The sequence below is a fragment of the Kitasatospora sp. NPDC088346 genome, assembly GCF_044740765.1.
Lineage (GTDB): Bacteria > Actinomycetota > Actinomycetes > Streptomycetales > Streptomycetaceae > Kitasatospora.
Genome location: NZ_JBIURH010000001.1, coordinates 484,890 through 501,554, shown reverse-complemented (window position 1 = coordinate 501,554; position 16,665 = coordinate 484,890). Strand labels below are relative to the sequence as shown.

16 protein-coding genes and 1 riboswitch are annotated in these 16,665 nt (G+C 71.1%); of the genes, 7 read left to right on the top strand and 9 right to left on the bottom strand.

All coding sequences use genetic code 11. From position 1 onward, the window contains the following. Nucleotides 1-45: 45 nt before the first annotated feature. On the bottom strand, nt 46-1,458 hold the full coding sequence (locus ACIOFR_RS02240) for an NYN domain-containing protein (protein WP_400992122.1): 1,413 nt from the start codon (nt 1,456-1,458) through the stop codon (nt 46-48). 252 nt (nt 1,459-1,710) lie between these two features. Then, a complete protein-coding gene (locus ACIOFR_RS02235) occupies nt 1,711-1,986 on the bottom strand; it encodes a hypothetical protein (protein ID WP_400991719.1) in 276 nt (91 codons plus the stop codon). A gap of 146 nt (nt 1,987-2,132) precedes the next feature. Here ACIOFR_RS02235 and ACIOFR_RS02230 point away from each other — a divergent pair, with 146 nt between their 5' ends. Then, a complete protein-coding gene (locus ACIOFR_RS02230; protein WP_400991718.1) occupies nt 2,133-2,915 on the top strand; it encodes a rhomboid family intramembrane serine protease in 783 nt (260 codons plus the stop codon). 43 nt (nt 2,916-2,958) lie between these two features. Then, nucleotides 2,959-3,237 (top strand): Lrp/AsnC family transcriptional regulator, encoded by a 279-nt coding sequence (locus tag ACIOFR_RS02225; protein WP_400991717.1) that lies wholly within the window; start codon nt 2,959-2,961, stop codon nt 3,235-3,237. A 25-nt stretch (nt 3,238-3,262) separates the two neighbouring features. On the opposite strand, the gene ACIOFR_RS02220 is transcribed toward ACIOFR_RS02225, so the two are convergent. The 3 genes from ACIOFR_RS02220 to ACIOFR_RS02210 all read right to left on the bottom strand — a co-directional run bounded on the left by ACIOFR_RS02220 (nt 3,263) and on the right by ACIOFR_RS02210 (nt 6,543). Then, nucleotides 3,263-4,633, bottom strand: coding sequence for an aminotransferase class V-fold PLP-dependent enzyme (locus ACIOFR_RS02220; protein WP_400991716.1), 1,371 nt, complete (start codon nt 4,631-4,633; stop codon nt 3,263-3,265). A 47-nt stretch (nt 4,634-4,680) separates the two neighbouring features. Next, nucleotides 4,681-4,798: riboswitch (SAM riboswitch) on the bottom strand. Between the two features lie 108 nt (nt 4,799-4,906). Then, entirely contained in the window at nt 4,907-5,983 is a 1,077-nt protein-coding gene (gene trpD, locus ACIOFR_RS02215) for an anthranilate phosphoribosyltransferase (RefSeq protein ID WP_400991715.1), read from the bottom strand. Between the two features lie 134 nt (nt 5,984-6,117). Next, nucleotides 6,118-6,543 carry a hypothetical protein gene (locus ACIOFR_RS02210; RefSeq protein WP_400991714.1) on the bottom strand — a complete coding sequence of 142 codons (426 nt, stop codon included), beginning with the start codon at nt 6,541-6,543 and terminating at the stop codon, nt 6,118-6,120. A gap of 436 nt (nt 6,544-6,979) precedes the next feature. On the opposite strand from ACIOFR_RS02210, the gene ACIOFR_RS02205 reads away from it, so the two are divergent. The 5 genes from ACIOFR_RS02205 to ACIOFR_RS02185 all read left to right on the top strand — a co-directional run bounded on the left by ACIOFR_RS02205 (nt 6,980) and on the right by ACIOFR_RS02185 (nt 11,803). Beyond that, nucleotides 6,980-7,600: a heme-copper oxidase subunit III gene (locus ACIOFR_RS02205; protein ID WP_400991713.1), complete on the top strand. Its 621-nt coding sequence runs from the start codon at nt 6,980-6,982 to the stop codon at nt 7,598-7,600. A gap of 156 nt (nt 7,601-7,756) precedes the next feature. Then, nucleotides 7,757-8,566, top strand: a complete 810-nt coding sequence (locus ACIOFR_RS02200) for a c-type cytochrome (RefSeq protein WP_400991712.1) — start codon at nt 7,757-7,759, stop codon at nt 8,564-8,566. Next, on the top strand, nt 8,563-9,633 hold the full coding sequence (locus ACIOFR_RS02195; protein ID WP_400991711.1) for a Rieske 2Fe-2S domain-containing protein: 1,071 nt from the start codon (nt 8,563-8,565) through the stop codon (nt 9,631-9,633). The genes ACIOFR_RS02200 and ACIOFR_RS02195 overlap by 4 nt, the downstream gene beginning before the upstream one ends. Next, complete coding sequence (locus ACIOFR_RS02190) at nt 9,630-11,291, top strand: cytochrome bc complex cytochrome b subunit (RefSeq protein ID WP_400991710.1); 1,662 nt, start codon at nt 9,630-9,632, stop codon at nt 11,289-11,291. Before ACIOFR_RS02195 ends, ACIOFR_RS02190 begins: the two co-directional genes overlap by 4 nt. 125 nt (nt 11,292-11,416) lie before the next feature. Continuing rightward, a complete protein-coding gene (locus ACIOFR_RS02185) occupies nt 11,417-11,803 on the top strand; it encodes a GntR family transcriptional regulator (protein WP_400991709.1) in 387 nt (128 codons plus the stop codon). Nucleotides 11,804-11,816: 13 nt separating this feature from the next. On the opposite strand, the gene ACIOFR_RS02180 is transcribed toward ACIOFR_RS02185, so the two are convergent. The 4 genes from ACIOFR_RS02180 to coxB all read right to left on the bottom strand — a co-directional run bounded on the left by ACIOFR_RS02180 (nt 11,817) and on the right by coxB (nt 16,283). Beyond that, nucleotides 11,817-13,019 carry an Ig-like domain-containing protein gene (locus tag ACIOFR_RS02180; RefSeq protein ID WP_400991708.1) on the bottom strand — a complete coding sequence of 401 codons (1,203 nt, stop codon included), beginning with the start codon at nt 13,017-13,019 and terminating at the stop codon, nt 11,817-11,819. Nucleotides 13,020-13,255: 236 nt separating this feature from the next. Further along, nucleotides 13,256-13,654, bottom strand: coding sequence for a cytochrome c oxidase subunit 4 (locus tag ACIOFR_RS02175; protein WP_400991707.1), 399 nt, complete (start codon nt 13,652-13,654; stop codon nt 13,256-13,258). Then, nucleotides 13,654-15,432 carry a cytochrome c oxidase subunit I gene (ctaD, locus tag ACIOFR_RS02170; protein ID WP_400991706.1) on the bottom strand — a complete coding sequence of 593 codons (1,779 nt, stop codon included), beginning with the start codon at nt 15,430-15,432 and terminating at the stop codon, nt 13,654-13,656. The genes ACIOFR_RS02175 and ctaD overlap by 1 nt, the downstream gene beginning before the upstream one ends. Beyond that, complete coding sequence (gene coxB / locus ACIOFR_RS02165; protein ID WP_400991705.1) at nt 15,429-16,283, bottom strand: cytochrome c oxidase subunit II; 855 nt, start codon at nt 16,281-16,283, stop codon at nt 15,429-15,431. Before coxB ends, ctaD begins: the two co-directional genes overlap by 4 nt. Between the last annotated feature and the right edge of the window lie 382 nt (nt 16,284-16,665).

The following is a 16,665-nucleotide window of genomic DNA, read 5'->3' as shown; positions in this document are numbered from 1 at the left end:
ACCGACACAACCCGGTCAACGGGGGCTGACGCGAGGTCACCGGAATCAGGCCCGGGCCAGGCGGTTGAGCAGCAGGATCGACGCCACCGGACGCGCCCCGGCCTGACGGACGCCGTCCGCGACCTCCCGGTCGGTGGACACCACCACCACCGGGCGCCCCTGCGGCTCCGCGCGCACCAGACGCCGGATCAGCTCGTCCGCCGTCTCCCCGGTCCGGCTGAACCGCACCCGCACACCGCGCGGCGGCGCCATCATCACCGGGACGTCCAGGTCCTGCCCGTCGAAGACGCAGGTCACCTCGGCCTGCGTCCGCTGCGCCAGCATCGCCAGCCCGCCGAGCAGCCGCAGCCGCTGCTGCTCCAACGGCAGCGTCGGGTAGCCGGACTTGGTCACGTTGTACCCGTCCACCACCAGATGGACCTGCGGGATCGCCAGCAGCTGGTCCAGCAGTGCCGGGTCATCCTCCGCGAGGCCGCGCCGGGCCACGTCGTTCGGCGAGGCCGACACCGGGACGACCGCGTCCACCAGGTCCGCCGGGCGCAGCTGGGCGACCGGCAGCGCCAGCTCCCGCTGAAGGCCCTGCGCGGAGTGCAGCACGGTGTCCAGCAGCAGCCGCAGCCGCATGTCCTCCACGGTGCGGCCCTCGCGCGCCGACCGGCGGCCGGCCTCGACCGCCGTCTCCAGCTCGGTGATCCGGTGCTTCAGCCGCCGGGCCTCGCTCTCGGCGGCGCTGCGCTCGGCCGCCCCCGCCGCCCGCAGGGTCTCCAGCTCGCCCTGCAGCTTGCGGCTCTCGGCCTGGGCCCGCCGGGTGTCGCTCTCCAGGGTGCGGACGCGCTTGCGCAGCGACTCGGCCTCCTTGCGGACGCCCTCCGACTCGGCCCGCTGCCGGTCCAGGTCGGCCCGGGCGGTGGCCCGTACCTCGGCCAGTTCCTCCTGGAGCTTCTCCACCTGCCGGGCCGCCTCGGCCGCGGCACCCTCCGCACCGGCGCGCTCGACCTCCTCGCCGGCCTCCACGACCACCCGCGTCCAGCCCGCCGTGCGCAGCAGGTAGGCGCCGGCGGCGACGTCCATCGGGTCGGCGGCCCCGGGCACGGTGCCCGACTCCAGGGCGGTCACCAGGTCCGGCTGGCCGAGCCGCAGGCGGTCGGCTATCCGCAGCCGGAAGACCGGGTCGGCCTCCAGCGCGGCGGCCAGCGCCGTGCCCGCGTACTTGGCGCGGCGGGCGGGGGTGAACTTGGCGTACTGGCGCAGCGAGGCGGGCAGGTCTGCGGCCGGGATGCCGCCCAGCGCGTCGGCCGCCAGCCCGACCACGCGGCGGCGGACGCCCTCGGGCAGCGGACGGTCCAGGTGCTCGGGTGCCGGCGCGGGTCCGCCGTCGCCGTCGGGAGCCGCGCCCTCGTCGGGCGCCGCCCGGTCGGCCTCGGTCGCGGGGACGGTCTCGTCCGTGCCGGGGAGCACCGGCCCCGCAGCGGGCTGCTGCCCCTGCGGCTCGGCGGGCCCCCTCGCTGCGTCCACCACGTCCTCGGCTCCGATCCTGGTCCGGCGGGGTCCGTACGGCCGTCTGCCGCCGCCCCGGAACTCACCGCTCTCTGCAATTGTCCCGTCTACCGTGCCCCACCGACAGCACGCCACACATCCGTGCCGGACGCGCCGGGCCGGCGCCCCGCGGGGATCCGACCCGGAGGCCGGCCGACCGCGGGGCCGTCCGGGTCAGGCGCCGGGCGCTTCCCCGGCGCTCTCGGGACCGTCCTCGTCGGCGCCCGGACGGGCCACCAGCTCGACCTGGTCGACGGCGTTGCACCAGCGGCAGCGCACCGACTCCAGGGTCTCGCTGAGCACCTCGGTCTCCTCCACCTTGGACTCGCCGGCCAGGTCGAAGTGCAGGTACTCGACCACACGGGCGGTACGGGTCACGTCGAAGCGGGTGAGGTTGCCGCACAGCGTGCAGCGCCAGCGGGTCTCGGCGGTAGGGGCGGCGATGGTCATCGAGGTCCTCTCGGATGGTCCCTGTTCCGGGCCCTCAAGCCTATTGCCTGCACCTCGGCGCACGATCACCGGCCACCGCGAACACCCGTTCACCCACCCGCAGCAACCGCGGTGTCGCCCGCCCGGCCGGGAGGGATGCTCGGGGAATGGCGCTCCCCGTTCTCACCCGGGCCGGCCGTCCGCCCGCCGTCCCGTCCGGGCGGCCGCCGGTGGTCACCCTCACCCTGATCGCATTGAGCGCCCTGGTCCTGCTGTGCGGCCCCAGCTTCGGCCTGAACCCGGTCTACGGCACCGGCGACGCCCGGGTCTGCGCCGAGCAGCGCTACGAGCAGCGCTGGGGCGCGGTCCCGGTCGAGCTGCTGGAGCGGCACCCGCTGACGGCCGACCAGCTGCGCGCGCTCGCCCCCGCGGCGGACGGCTGCGCGCTGCCGCCGAACCCCGGCAAGAGCCCCGTCCTGTCGGTGCTGACCTCGCTGTTCGTCCATGCGGGCTGGTTGCACCTGCTCGGCAACATGTTGTTCCTGTTCGTCTTCGGCCCCGGGGTGGAGGAGCGGCTGGGGCGGATCAGGTTCCTGCTCTGCTACCTGGCGATCGGTTACCTGGCCACCTACGGCTACGCGCTGGCGGAGGCGCACTCCGACGAGTCGGTCCGGGCCCTGGTCGGCGCGTCCGGCGCGATCGCGGGGGTGCTCGGCGCGTACCTGCGGCTCTTCCCGCGGGCCCGGGTCACCACCCTGGTGCCGGTACTCCTCTTCCTCCCGCTGCGCTTCCCGGCCTGGCTGGTCCTGGGCCTGTGGTTCGCCCTGCAGTGGTGGTCGGTGCGGGCCGGCGGCTCGGGGGTGGCGTACCTGGTGCACGTGATCGGCTTCGCGACCGGCTGGCTGATCGCCTGGGCGGGGAGTGCGCGGGGCAGCAGACGGCCCACCTGACGGCCGATACGCTGGGGCCGTCCCCTCACACAGGAGCCCAGCCGTGATCACCGCGATCGTCCTCATCAAGACCAGCGTCGACCGGATCCCCGAGATCGCCGAGGCGATCGCCGCCATCGAGGGCGTCAGCGAGGTCTACTCGGTCACCGGGAGCTACGACCTGGTGGCGATGGTCCGCGTGCGGCAGCACGAGGACCTGGCCGAGGTGATCCCCGGCCAGGTCAACAAGGTGCCGGGGGTCGAGCACACCGAGACCCACATCGCGTTCCGCACCTACTCCCAGCACGACCTGGAGGCCGCGTTCGCCCTCGGCCTGGAGTAGGCCCCCGGGCGGGGCCGGCCGGGGCCTATCCGCGGGCGGGCGACAGCACGTCCGCGACGCAGCGGCCGCCCTCGTTGCGGTAGCTCCAGCGGGCGCCGTCGGTGACCAGTTCGCGGACGGCGCCCAGGAAGCGGTCCAGGTGCTCGTCGGGGGTGCCGGCGCCGAAGCTGACCCGGATCGCGTTCAGGCTGCGCTCGCCGGGGAGCGAGGCCTCCGGCGCACCGCACTCGGACGGCGCCGCCTCCTCCCCGCCGAGCAGGGTCCGCACCAGCGGGTGGGCGCAGAACAGGCCGTCGCGCACGCCGATGCCGTACTCGGCGGAGAGCGCGGCCGAGAAGTGCGAGCTGTTCCAGCCGCGCACCACGAAGGAGAGCACGCCGACCCGCTCCGCGTCGGTGCCGAACAGGCTGAGCACCTTGACCTCGGGGATCCCGGCCAGTCCGGCCTTCAGCCGCTCGATCAGCCGCTGCTCGCGGGCCCGGAGGGCGTCGAAGCCCGCCTCGGTGAGCGCCCGGCAGGCGGAGGCGATGGCGTAGGCGCCGATCACGTTCGGCGAGCCGGCCTCGTGCCGGGACGGCCCCCGGTGCCACTCGACGGCCACCGAGCCGTCCGCCTCGCGGGCCACGGTGCGGCTGGCACCGCCGCCGGCCAGGTACGGCTCCGCCTCGTCCAGCCAGTCGCTGCGGCCGGCCAGCACGCCGGCGCCGAAGGGGGCGTAGAGCTTGTGGCCGGAGAAGGCGATCCAGTCGACGTCCAGCTCGCGGACCGAGACCCGGTGGTGCGGGGCCAGCTGGGCGGCGTCCAGGACGATCCGGGCGCCGTGCCGGTGGGCGGTGGCGGTCAGCTCGGCGACCGGCCAGAGCTCGCCGGTGACGTTGGAGGCACCGGTGACGCACAGCAGCCGCGGCCCGTCGGGGTGCTCGGTCAGCGCGGCGTCCAGGGCGGCGACCGCCTCGGCGTGCGAGCGGGGCGCGCGCAGGTAGTGGACGGTGACGCCCTCTCGACGCCAGGGCAGCAGCGAGGCGTGGTGCTCGGTCTCGAAGGCGAACACCCGGGTACCGGCGGGCACGGCGGCGGCCAGCAGGTTGAGCGAGTCGGTGGTGGCCCGGGTGAAGACCACCTGGTCGCCCTCGCGCAGGTCGAGGAAGTCGGCGACGGTGCGCCGGCTCTGCTCGAACAGGTCGGTGGACAGCTGGGAGAGGTAGCCGGCGCCGCGGTGCACGCTGCCGTAGTACGGGGCGTAGGCGGCGACGTCGTCCCAGACCCGCTGCAGGGCGGGGGCGCTGGCGGCGTAGTCGAGCGCGGCGTAGGTGACCTTCTCCCCGCCGACCAGCGGGACCTGGACGTCGTGGCCGAGGACGGCGAGCGGGGCGCAGAGGTCGGTCGACAGGGTCATGGGGGTGCACTCCTCCTGGGAAAGGACCCCGGGAGTGCGATGCCGGCGGTCCGCGCTTGCCACGCGGACGGATCGCCGAGTGGCCCGGTCCTCACCCAGGGCACCCCGCCACGGACGGAGGGTTGCCGGACAGCAAGCTGGGGCTTGTCGCTGTCACTCATGACCTGGCACGGACTCTAGGTCAGCATCCGGAGAGTGGTCAAACACCGTTCCGGCATTCGGACGCGACGGGGCCCGCCGGGCGGATCGCCCGGCGGGCCCCGCCCGCCGCGGTCAGTCCCGGGCCGTCGCCTCGACCCAGTTCTTGAGGGTCGCCGCGGCCGCGCCGGAGTCGATCGCCGCGGCCGTCCGCTCGATGCCGGCCGCGAGCTGCTCGGCGAGCGGGGCGTCGGTGAGGTCGAGGGCGACCAGCGCGGCGGCGCTGTTGAGCAGCACCGCGTCCCGTACGGGCCCCTGTTCCCCGGCCAGCAGCCGGCGCACCACGCCCGCGTTGTACTCGGGGTCGGCGCCGCGCAGCGCCTCCAGGCCGACCAGGTCGATGCCGACCTCGCGCGGGTCGAAGGAGCTCTCGGTGACCCGGCCGCCGTCGACCAGCCAGATCCGCGAGGTGGTCGAGATGGTCAGCTCGTCCAGGCCGTCGTCACCGCGGAAGACCAGGGCGGTGGAGCCCCGCCGGGCCAGCACGCCGGCGATCAGGCCGGCCAGCCGGGTGTCGAAGCAGCCGATGGCGTGGGCGGTGACCCGGGCCGGGTTGGTCAGCGGGCCCAGGATGTTGAAGGCGGTCGGCACCCCGAGGTCGCGGCGGGCCTGCGCGGCGTGCCGCATGGCGGGGTGGAACTTGGCGGCGAAGCAGAAGGTCAGCCCGGTCTCCTCGGCCACCTCGGCGACCCGCCGGGCGCTCAGGTCCAGCCGGATGCCGAGCCGTTCCAGCACGTCGGAGGAGCCGCTGGCGGAGGAGGCCGCCCGGTTGCCGTGCTTGACCACCTTGGCGCCGGCGGCCGCCGCGACGATCGCGGACATGGTGGAGATGTTGACCGTCTTGGCCCGGTCGCCGCCGGTGCCGACGATGTCCACCGCCGGGCCCGGGATGTGCAGCGGCTCGGCGTGCGCGTACATCGCGTCGACCAGGCCGGAGACCTCCTCGACGGTCTCGCCCTTGGCGCGCAGCGCGACCATGAACCCGGCCACCTGGACCGGGGTGGCCTCACCGGTCATGATCCGGTCCATCGCCCAGGCGGTGTCGGCCTGGGCGAGGTCCTCCCCCTTCAGCAGTGCGGTCAGGACGTCCGGCCAGGTGCGGACCACCTGCGCGGGGTCGTCGCCGCCGTTCGCAGGGTGCACGTTCACCATGGCTGACTCCAGCTCTCATCGGTACATCACCATCGGGTCGGAGCCAGCCTAGCGAGCGGCGCGGGGCACGCGCCGGAATCCAGGGACGGCTTCTCTCCTGCTGAGACGACCGGTCGAACCGGGCCGGTGGGGGCCTACTGGTGCGCCGGGGCCCGCCGGGCGACCCGGGCCCGCAGCAGCGCCGCGGCGGCCTCGGCCAGCGCGACCGGGTCGACCGGGTGCGACACGGCGGCGTCGGCCCGGCTCCAGGCGGCCAGCCAGGAGTCCTGCGGGCGTCCGATCAGCACCAGCACCGGCGGGCAGCCGTAGATCTCGTCCTTCAGCTGCCGGCCGAGGCCGAGCCCGCCGGCCGGGGCGGCCTCGCCGTCCAGCACGCAGAGGTCGACGCCGCCCTTCTCCAGGGCCCGCAGGACGGCGGGAGTGGTCGCGCACTCCAGGTACTCGATCTCCGGGAGGTCGGCGGCGGGCCGGCGGCCCAGCGCCAGGGTGACCTGCTCGCGGATGTTGCGGTCGTCGCTGTAGACGAGAACGGTGAGCGTCTCGTCGGTCCTGTGCGCCATGGGCCCTGCTCCCGGGTGCTCGTCCCCATTAATAGGTGTCGTGCGTGTCGGCTCCGCGCGACCCGGTGTGATCCGGACCACGTTCACCTCGGATGCTACTCCCGCCCACCCCCCGTGGTGAGCCCCTGACGCGATCTCGCTCAAGCCGCCGCGCCCGCCGCTCACCCTCCCGGGCGTAACGGCGTCACCCTCCCCGCCGCAGACCACCCGGACGGCTCTGCCGGTACACCCCCAACGAGCGGCGGGCGCCGGGGGACACGCCGGGCAGACGGGTGGTGGACCCGGTCCGGGCCCCTCGAACAACCGTCAGAAATCGGACAACGCCCAGCCAGCGGCACCCGCGGGCGGCCGGCCCGAGTCCACCGGGGCATACCGCACGCACCGGACACTCCGAGGGAGACCCCCCGACGTGAAGACGGAATAAGGGACCGACATAATGTCCGTCGTGGCGACAGCAACAGCAACAGAAACCGGACACGCGCACGGAGCGGTCAACAGGCCGAACCTGGTCAGCGTCGGAACCATTGTCTGGCTGAGCTCGGAGCTGATGTTCTTCGCGGCCCTGTTCGCGATGTACTTCACGCTCCGCTCGGTCAAGGGCGCAGAGTTCTGGACCGAGAAGGCGAGCGCGCTCAACGTGCCGTTCTCCTCGGTGAACACCACGATCCTGGTGCTCTCCTCCCTCACCTGCCAGCTCGGCGTCTTCGCCGCCGAGCGCGGTGATGTGAAGAAGCTCCGGTCGTGGTTCGTCATCACCTTCGTGATGGGCGCGATCTTCATCGGTGGTCAGATCTTCGAGTACACCGAGCTGGTGAAGAAGGACGGCCTCTCGCTGTCCTCCGACGCGTACGGCACGGTGTTCTACCTGACCACCGGCTTCCACGGTCTGCACGTGACGGGTGGTCTGATCGCCTTCCTGCTGGTCCTGGGACGGACGTACGCAGCCAAGCGGTTCACGCACGAGCAGGCCACCGCCGCGATCGTGGTGTCGTACTACTGGCACTTCGTCGACGTCGTGTGGATCGGCCTGTTCGCGACCATCTACCTGATCAAGTAACCAGCTGATCAGGTCGCTGGCCGCCGGCCGGAGACTGCGCCTGCCCCTCGGCTCGCGCCGCACCGACCCGACCGCGCGTCCCCGTGCCCGGCCTGAGCAGCCGAGGCACCCGGACGCAGCCACCAGCCGACCAGATCCTGACACCGGGGTTATTCCGTGAAAAAGCTCTCCGCACGACGGCGCCACCCACTGGCGGCGCTGGTCGTCCTACTTCTCGCCCTGGCGACCACCGGGGGGCTGTACGCCGCATTCGCGCCGGCCGAGAAGGCCCAGGCCGACACCTCCGCGCAGTCCCTGGCCATCGACGAGGGCAAGAAGCTCTTCGCCCTGGGCTGCTCCTCCTGCCACGGCCTCAACGGCGAGGGCAGCTCCGACGGTCCGAGCCTGGTCGGCGTCGGTTCCGCCGCGGTCGACTTCCAGGTCGGTACGGGCCGCATGCCCGCGCAGCAGCCCGGTGCCCAGGTCCCGGCCAAGAAGAACATCTACTCCCAGGCCCAGATCGACCAGCTGGCCGCCTTCGTCGCCTCCCTGGGCCCCGGCCCGGTGACGCCGACCAAGGAGCAGTACACCGCGACCGACGCGGACGCCGTGGCCAAGGGCGGAGAGCTCTTCCGCACCAACTGCGCCCAGTGCCACAACTTCGCCGGCCAGGGCGGCGCCCTGACCAAGGGCAAGTACGCGCCCTCGCTGGAGGGTGTCGACGCGAAGCACATCTACGAGGCCATGCAGACCGGCCCGCAGAACATGCCGTCGTTCCCCGACACCACCATGCCGGAGGAGCAGAAGAAGCAGATCGTGGCGTTCGTGCGCCACACGACCAACGATGAGCCCAACCCGGGCGGCCTGACCCTGGGCAGCCTCGGTCCGGTGACCGAGGGCCTGTTCGGCTGGATCTTCGGTCTCGGCCTTCTCATCGCGGTTGCGATCTGGGTCGCCGCCCACACCACCAAGGCCAAGAAGTCATGAGCCACGACATCTCTGAAGAGAACCTGCCGGAGTCGCACGGCGACTCCCACGGCCACGCGGTCGCCGTCCACGACGACCCCTTCGCCGACCCGGGCCTGCCGGTCCACGAGCCGCGACGCACCGACATCGACGAGCGGGCCGCCAAGCGGGCCGAGCGCCAGGTGTCGCTGATGTTCGTGATCTCGATGCTCGCGACGATCGGCTTCATCGCCTCGTACGTGATCTTCGACATCGACAAGATCGTCTACATCTTCCCGCTCGGTCACGTCAGCGCGCTCAACTTCGCGCTCGGCCTGACCCTGGGTGTGGCGCTCTTCTGCATCGGCGCCGGCGCGGTCCACTGGGCCCGCACGCTGATGTCGGACCACGAGATCCCGGCCGAGCGTCACCCGATCGAGGCCGACGACGAGGTCCGCGCGGACGTCATCGAGCAGTTCAGGACCGGCGCCGCCGAGTCCGGCTTCGGCCGCCGCAAGATGATCCGCAACACCATGATCGGCTCGATGGCCCTGGTGCCGCTGTCCGGCGTCGTGCTGCTGCGCGACCTGGGCCCGATGCCCGAGCAGAAGCTGAACCACACCGGCTGGGAGGTGGCGACCCCCAAGAAGCCGCTCCAGCTGATCAACATGAACACCAACGAGCCGATGAAGCCCGAGGACGTCATCGTCGGCTCGCTGACCTTCGCCAAGCCCGAGGGCCTGGAGGAGGAGGCGGAGGACTTCCAGGTCCAGATCGCCAAGGACGCGCTGATGCTGGTCCGGATCGCTCCGGACGACATCAAGGACAGCGAGTCGCGCGACAAGGGGTTCGAGGGCATCCTCGCCTACTCGAAGATCTGCACCCACGTCGGCTGCCCGATCAGCCTGTACGAGCAGCAGACCCACCACGCGCTCTGCCCCTGCCACCAGTCGACCTTCGACCTGGCGGACGGCGCCCGCGTCATCTTCGGCCCGGCCGGTCACCCGCTCCCGCAGCTGAAGATCACCACTGACGAGCAGGGCTTCCTGGTCGCCACCGGCGACTTCGACGAGCCCGTCGGTCCGAGCTTCTGGGAGCGCAAGCGATGAGCACCACGAGCGGCGCCACCTCCAGCGCCTCGAAGCCGGCCAGCACCCGTGCCAAGCCCGCCAACAAGGCGGAGTCGGTCGCGGACTGGGCGGACGGACGGCTCGGGATCTACACCCTGGCCAAGTCCAACCTGCGCAAGATCTTCCCGGACCACTGGTCCTTCATGCTCGGCGAGATCTGCCTCTACAGCTTCGTCATCATCATCCTCACGGGTGTGTACCTGACGCTGTTCTTCAAGCCGAGCATGGCCGAGGTCGTCTACCACGGTCCGTACACGCCGCTCGAGGGCATCCGGATGTCCGAGGCGTACGCCTCGACCATGAACATCAGCTTCGAGATCCGCGGCGGTCTGCTGATCCGCCAGATCCACCACTGGGCCGCGCTGGTCTTCGTGGCGGCGATGCTCGTGCACATGATGCGCGTCTTCTTCACCGGCGCGTTCCGCAAGCCCCGCGAGATCAACTGGGTCTTCGGCTTCCTGCTGCTCGTGCTCGGCATGTTCGACGGCTTCTTCGGCTACTCGCTCCCCGACGACCTGCTGTCGGGCACCGGCATCCGGTTCATGGAGGGCGCGATCCTGGCGGTGCCGATCGTCGGCACCTACATCCAGATGTTCCTGTTCGGCGGCCAGTTCCCGGGCACCGACATCGTGCCGCGGTTCTTCACCATCCACGTGCTGCTCATCCCGGGCATCATGCTGGGCCTGCTGGTGGCGCACCTGATCCTGGTCTTCTACCACAAGCACACCCAGTGGGCGGGCCCGGGCAAGACCGAGAAGAACGTCGTCGGCATGCCGCTGATGCCGGTCTACATGGCCAAGGCCGGTGGCTTCTTCTTCCTGGTCTTCGGCATCATCTCGGCCATCTCGGCGATCGCCACGATCAACCCGATCTGGGCGTACGGCCCGTACCGTCCGGACCAGGTGTCGACCGACGCCCAGCCCGACTGGTACATGGGCTTCTCCGAGGGCCTGATCCGCGTCATGCCGGGCTGGGAGATCTCGGTCTGGGGCGGCCACACCCTCAACCTGGGCGTGATGATCCCGCTGGCGATCTTCCCGCTGGTCCTGGTCGCGATCGCGGTCTACCCGTTCATCGAGGGCTGGATCACCGGCGACAAGCGCGAGCACCACATCCTGGACCGCCCGCGCAACGCCCCGGTCCGCACCGCGCTCGGCGCCGCCTGGATCAGCCTGTACCTGGTCCTGCTGGTCGGCGGTGGCAACGACCTGTTCGCGACCCACTTCCACCTGTCGCTGAACTCGATCACGTACTTCGTGCGGGTCGGCTTCTTCGTGGTGCCGGTCGTCGTCTTCTTCGTCACCAAGCGCTGGTGCCTCGGCCTCCAGCGCCGCGACAAGGACAAGGTGCTGCACGGCCGCGAGAGCGGCGTCATCAAGCGCCTGCCGCACGGTGAGTTCGTCGAGGTCCACACGCCGCTGGCGGCCAAGGACCTGCACACCCTCACCGCGCACGAGCAGCCCCAGCCGGTCGAGCTCCCCGCGGCGACCGACGAGAACGGCGTCGCCCGCAAGGCCGGCGTCCTGGCCAAGACCCGCGCCAAGCTCTCCGAGGGCTACTACGGCGAGGGCGGCCAGATCGCCAAGCCCACGGTGGAGGAGTTCCGCGAGATCGAGAGCGGCCACGGCCACCACTGATCCCGTCCTGAACGGTCACCACTGATCGCCACCGCACGAGGGCCCCTGCGCAGTCCGCGCAGGGGCCCTCGTCGTACCCGTCCCGCGAGGCACAATGGGTGCCCCACGTACCGTCAGGAGCGCCCGTGCAGCTGTCCGTCGACCACGACTCCCCCGTCCCCCCGTACGAGCAGGTCCGGGCCCGGATCTCGGAGCTCGCCCACAGCGGCGAACTGCCGGTCGGCCTGAAGCTGCCCACCGTCCGGGCGCTGGCCGAGGAGCTCGGCCTGGCGGCGAACACGGTCGCCCGCGCGTACCGGGAGCTGGAGTCGGACGGGGTGGTGGAGACGCACGGGCGGCGCGGCACCCTGATCGCCGCGGTGGGCGACACCGCGCACCGGCTGGCGGCCGCCAAGGCCGCGGAGTACGCCCGGCACGCGCTGCGCCTGGGGGTCAGCCAGCAGGAGGCGCTGGAAGCGGCCCGGGGAGCGCTCGCCGTGGCCTACGGCGAGCGCTCCCCGCAGGGGGCCTGACCGCGCTCCGCCGTCACACCTGGGGCAGCAGGCCGCCCCAGGCCTGTCCCGGGCCGCCGTCGGCGGTGCCGGAGGTGGACACCGGCTTGCCCAGGGCGCTGTGCTTGACCCAGTCCTCCCAGGACACGTTCCAGTCGCCGAAGCCGTTGCCGAACGGCTCCATCGGGTCGCCCAGGCTGTTGACCACCTGGACGATGTCACCCACCCGGGTGTTCTCGAAGAACCAGTGGGCGTTCTCGGTGCTCATGCCGGTACAGCCGTGGCTGACGTTGGCGACGCCCTGCGAGCCGACCGACCAGGGGGCCGCGTGCACGTACTCGCCGCTCCAGGTCACCCGGGTGGCCCACATGACCTGGAGGTCGTAGGACTCCGAGCTGCCGGCGGCTATGCCTATGCTCTCGCCGCTCATCCGCACCTGGGACTCCTGGCCGAGCACCACCTTGACGCCGTTGCGGGTGTCGAAGCCCGGCTTGCCGGTGGTCACCGGCAGCGTCTTGACCAGCTCGCCGTTGCGTTTGAAGGTCATCTCGTGGGTGCCGGCGTCCACCACGGCCTCCACCCGGTCGCCGGTGCGCAGGCTGAGGCTGCTGCGGTCGCCGCCGTAGAGGCCGTCGGCGATCCGGGCGCCGGCGGCGTCGAAGACCAGCTGCACCTTGGCGTTGGCCGGCCAGTAGGTCTGCGGCCGGAAGTGCAGGTTCTGGTCGTCCACCCAGTACCAGGCGCCGGTCGCGGCCGGCTCGGAGCGCACGGACAGGCTCCGCTCGACCTCCTGGCGGCCCGCCGGGTCCTTGACCGGGGCGGAGAGCTTCACGGTGAGCGGCTGGCCGACGCCGTAGACGCCACTGCCGGAGGAGTCCGGTCCCAGCTCGGCGGTGAGCAGGTTCTGCGCCGTCAGGGTGGTGAAGGCGGTGCTGGTCACGCCCCGGCCGCCCTTGCCGTTGTCAGCGGCGATCTGCACGGTGTAGTGCGTGCCGGCCCTGAGCCGGCCGGTGGTCTGCCAGCTGGCCTGGTCGTCGGCCAGCCGGCCGGCCACCTGCTTGCCGTCCGGCCCGGTGACCGTGACGTCGGTCAGCCGGCTGCCCTGCGCCGCGGTGACCGTGTACGGCTTCGAGGGGTCGACGTCGGTGTCGGCCGCGGCGTGCACCAGTGGCGCCGCGTCCACCGTCGAGAAGGTGCTGGTCTCCCTGGTCCCACCTGCCGACGAGCAGGCTGCCACGGGTACCAGCAGCAGTATCGCGGCGGCGGCTGTCCGTCCGTTCGTGTGTCTCCGACTACGGCCCATCGTGGCCTCCGAGCTCTTCGGGACGATTACTCGGAGCGTAGGAAGCACCCGTCCGGACGGCACCCCGGCGCCCGGCCCGTTGGCCCGGCCGGGTGACGGGCCGCCGGGCGCACGAGGACGGGCCGGGCACCCCCGAGGGGTGCCCGGCCCGTGCCGGGAGCGGGAGGAACCTACTGGTTCTGGTTCTCGCCGCGGTAGAACTCGAAGACCCAGCCGTACAGGCCGATCAGGATGATCGGGATCGACCAGTACAGCAGCCACCAGCCGAAGATGACGCCCAGGAAGGCCAGTGCGCCACCGATCGCCAGGGAGAGCGGCTGCCAGCTGTGCGGGGCGAAGAAGCCCACGTCACCGGCGTCGTCGGCGACCTCGGCGTCCGGGTTGTCACCCGGGCCCGCGTCCACCCGCTTGGCCGTGAAGGCCAGGTAGTAGCCGATGAAGGCGCACAGCGAGAAGGCCAGGAACAGCGCGGTGGTACCGGCCGGCTCCTTCGACCAGAGGCCGTAGGTGATGGCCATCGCCAGGATGAAGACGGCGAAGCCGATGAAGATCTTGCCCTGCTCCTTCATCAGGCGTCACCCTCCTTCTTGCCCTTGCCCAGCGGGGGGCGGTCGTACTGCGCGGGGGTCACACCGGCGAAGTGCTTGGCCGGCTCGCCGTGGTTCTCCAGGTAGTCCAGCGCGGCGATCTCCGGGTAGTGGAGGTCGAACGCCGGCGATTCGGAGCGGATCCGCGGCAGGGTGAGGAAGTTGTGCCGCGGCGGCGGGCAGGAGGTCGCCCACTCCAGCGAGCGGCCGTAGCCCCACGGGTCGTCGACGTCGACCTTCTCGCCGTACTTGGCGGTCTTCCAGACGTTGTACAGGAACGGCAGGATCGACAGGCCGAGCAGGAACGAGCCGATGGTCGAGACGGTGTTCAGCGTGGTGAAGCCGTCCGAGGCCAGGTAGTCGGCGTAGCGGCGGGGCATGCCCTCGGCGCCGAGCCAGTGCTGGACCAGGAACGTCGCGTGGAAGCCGATGAACAGCGTCCAGAAGCAGATCTTGCCGAGCTGCTCGTCCAGCATCTTGCCGGTCATCTTCGGCCACCAGAAGTGGAAGCCGGCGAACATCGCGAAGACGACGGTGCCGAAGACCACGTAGTGGAAGTGGGCGACGACGAAGTACGAGTCCGAGACGTGGAAGTCGATCGGCGGGGAGGCGAGCAGCACACCGGTCAGACCGCCGAAGAGGAAGGTGACCAGGAAGCCGACCGTCCAGAGCATCGGGGTCTCGAAGCTCAGCGAGCCCTTCCACATGGTGCCGACCCAGTTGAAGAACTTCACACCGGTCGGGACCGCGATCAGGAAGGTCATGAAGGAGAAGAACGGCAGCAGCACCTGGCCGGTGACGTACATGTGGTGGGCCCACACGGTCACGGACAGGCCGGCGATCGCGATGGTGGCCGCGATCAGGCCGGAGTAGCCGAACATCGGCTTGCGGCTGAAGACCGGGATGATCTCCGAGACGATGCCGAAGAACGGCAGCGCGATGATGTAGACCTCGGGGTGACCGAAGAACCAGAACAGGTGCTGCCAGAGCATCGCACCGCCGTTGGCCGGATCGAAGACGTGTGCTCCGAACTTGCGGTCCGCCTCCAGCGCGAAGAGCGCGGCGGCGAGGACCGGGAAGGCCAGCAGGACCAGCACGGCGGTCAGCAGGACGTTCCAGACGAAGATCGACATCCGGAACATCGTCATGCCGGGCGCGCGCATGCAGATGATGGTGGTGATGAAGTTGACCGCACCGAGGATGGTGCCGAAGCCGGAGAACGCCAGACCCATGATCCACATGTCGGCGCCGATGCCCGGGGACCGGACGGCGTCGGACAGCGGCGAGTAGGCGAACCAGCCGAAGTCGGCGGCACCCTGCGGGGTGATGAAGCCGGCCACCGCGATGATCGAGCCGAACAGGTAGAGCCAGTAGGCGAACATGTTCAGCCGCGGGAAGGCGACGTCGGGGGCGCCGATCTGGAGCGGCATGATCCAGTTGGCGAAGCCCGCGAACAGCGGCGTCGCGAACATCAGCAGCATGATCGTGCCGTGCATCGTGAACGCCTGGTTGAACTGCTCGTTCGACAGGATCTGCGTCCCGGGACGGGCGAGCTCGGCGCGCATGACCAGGGCGAGGATGCCACCGATCAGGAAGAACGCGAACGACGTACCGAGGTACATCGTGCCGATCGTCTTGTGGTCAGTGGTGGTGAGCCACTTGATGATGGTGGAACCCGGCTTGCGGGTGCGCTGGGCACCGCCGGCCGTGACGGCCCCGGCTCCCCCGCCGGCCGCGGCGGGCTCGTTGAGGATGGTCACTCTTCTTCACTTCCCGTGGTCGTGATGCCCGAGGGCACCGCGCCGGCCTGGCCCTTGGCCCGCAGCTCCTTGAGGTGCTGCTCGTACGCGTCGTGCGAGACGACCTTCACGTTGAAGAGCATCCGCGAGTGGTCGACGCCGCAGAGCTCGGCGCACTTGCCCCGGTAGGTGCCCTCCGCGGTGGGGGTCACCTCGAACTTGTTGACCACGCCCGGCACGACGTCCTGCTTCATCAGGAAGTTGATCGGCCAGAAGTCGTGGATCACGTCACGCGAGGTCAGCCGGAACGTCACCGACTCGTTGACGGGCAGCCACAGGGTCGGCGGCTCGGCGGGGGTGCCGACGTCGTACGCGGCGTTGGTGTTCGCCGGGTCCGGGTTCTCGGTGTTCTCGTAGTTGAACGCCCAGCTCCACTGGAAGCCCACCACGTTGACCACGTGCTGGGGCTTGGCGGAGGTGGAGGTCAGCGTCGCCTCGTCGCGGGCGACGAAGTAGAAGAGCACCGAGACGATGACGAGGGGGACCGCGGTGTACAGCGCCTCGATGGGCACGTTGTACCGGGTCTGAGCCGGGATCTCCACCTTGGTGCGGCTGCGCCGGTGGAAGATCACGCTCCAGAGGATCAGACCCCACATCAGTGCGCCCACTGCCAGCGCCGCGATCCACGAGCCCTGCCACATGTGGAGGACCAGGGGCCCTTCCTTGGTGACGGGGGTGGGGAGGCCAAGCCTGGGGAGGTCGTTGGCCGAGCAGCCGGTGGCGGACGCGATGACGAGGCCCAGTGCCAGCGCCTGAGGCAGCTTCCGCCGCATCGTGCGCCGCGGCGAGCGGTCGGAGCCGTTGGGACTCACGTAGCGCCTTCCCGAAGTCTCGCCCGCGATCGCGCCACCCTGAGCTGGAGCCTTGGCTCCCCCGGCGGCCCGGCCACGGGCACGGTTTGAATGCTTATGCGGGCCAAACGCTACTGCATCCTTATGCGCCACTCACGAGCAGCCCCCGGTAACGCGCCGCCCGGCTACCCGATCAGACCCGGCGGGGAAGGAGCCCCAGGTCATCGTAGGCATCCGAGGGTCGCACAGCCGATCGGGCGACGGCGCTGCGACACGCGGGTGACGGACCGTCGGGTGGGGACGAAACCGACAAAGAGGGCGGTTCGCAGCCGAGCGACCGGTCCCCCGCTGAGCCGGTGTCAGCGAGCACCGGGTCCGGCCGGGCACCGGGATAGCGTGGGAC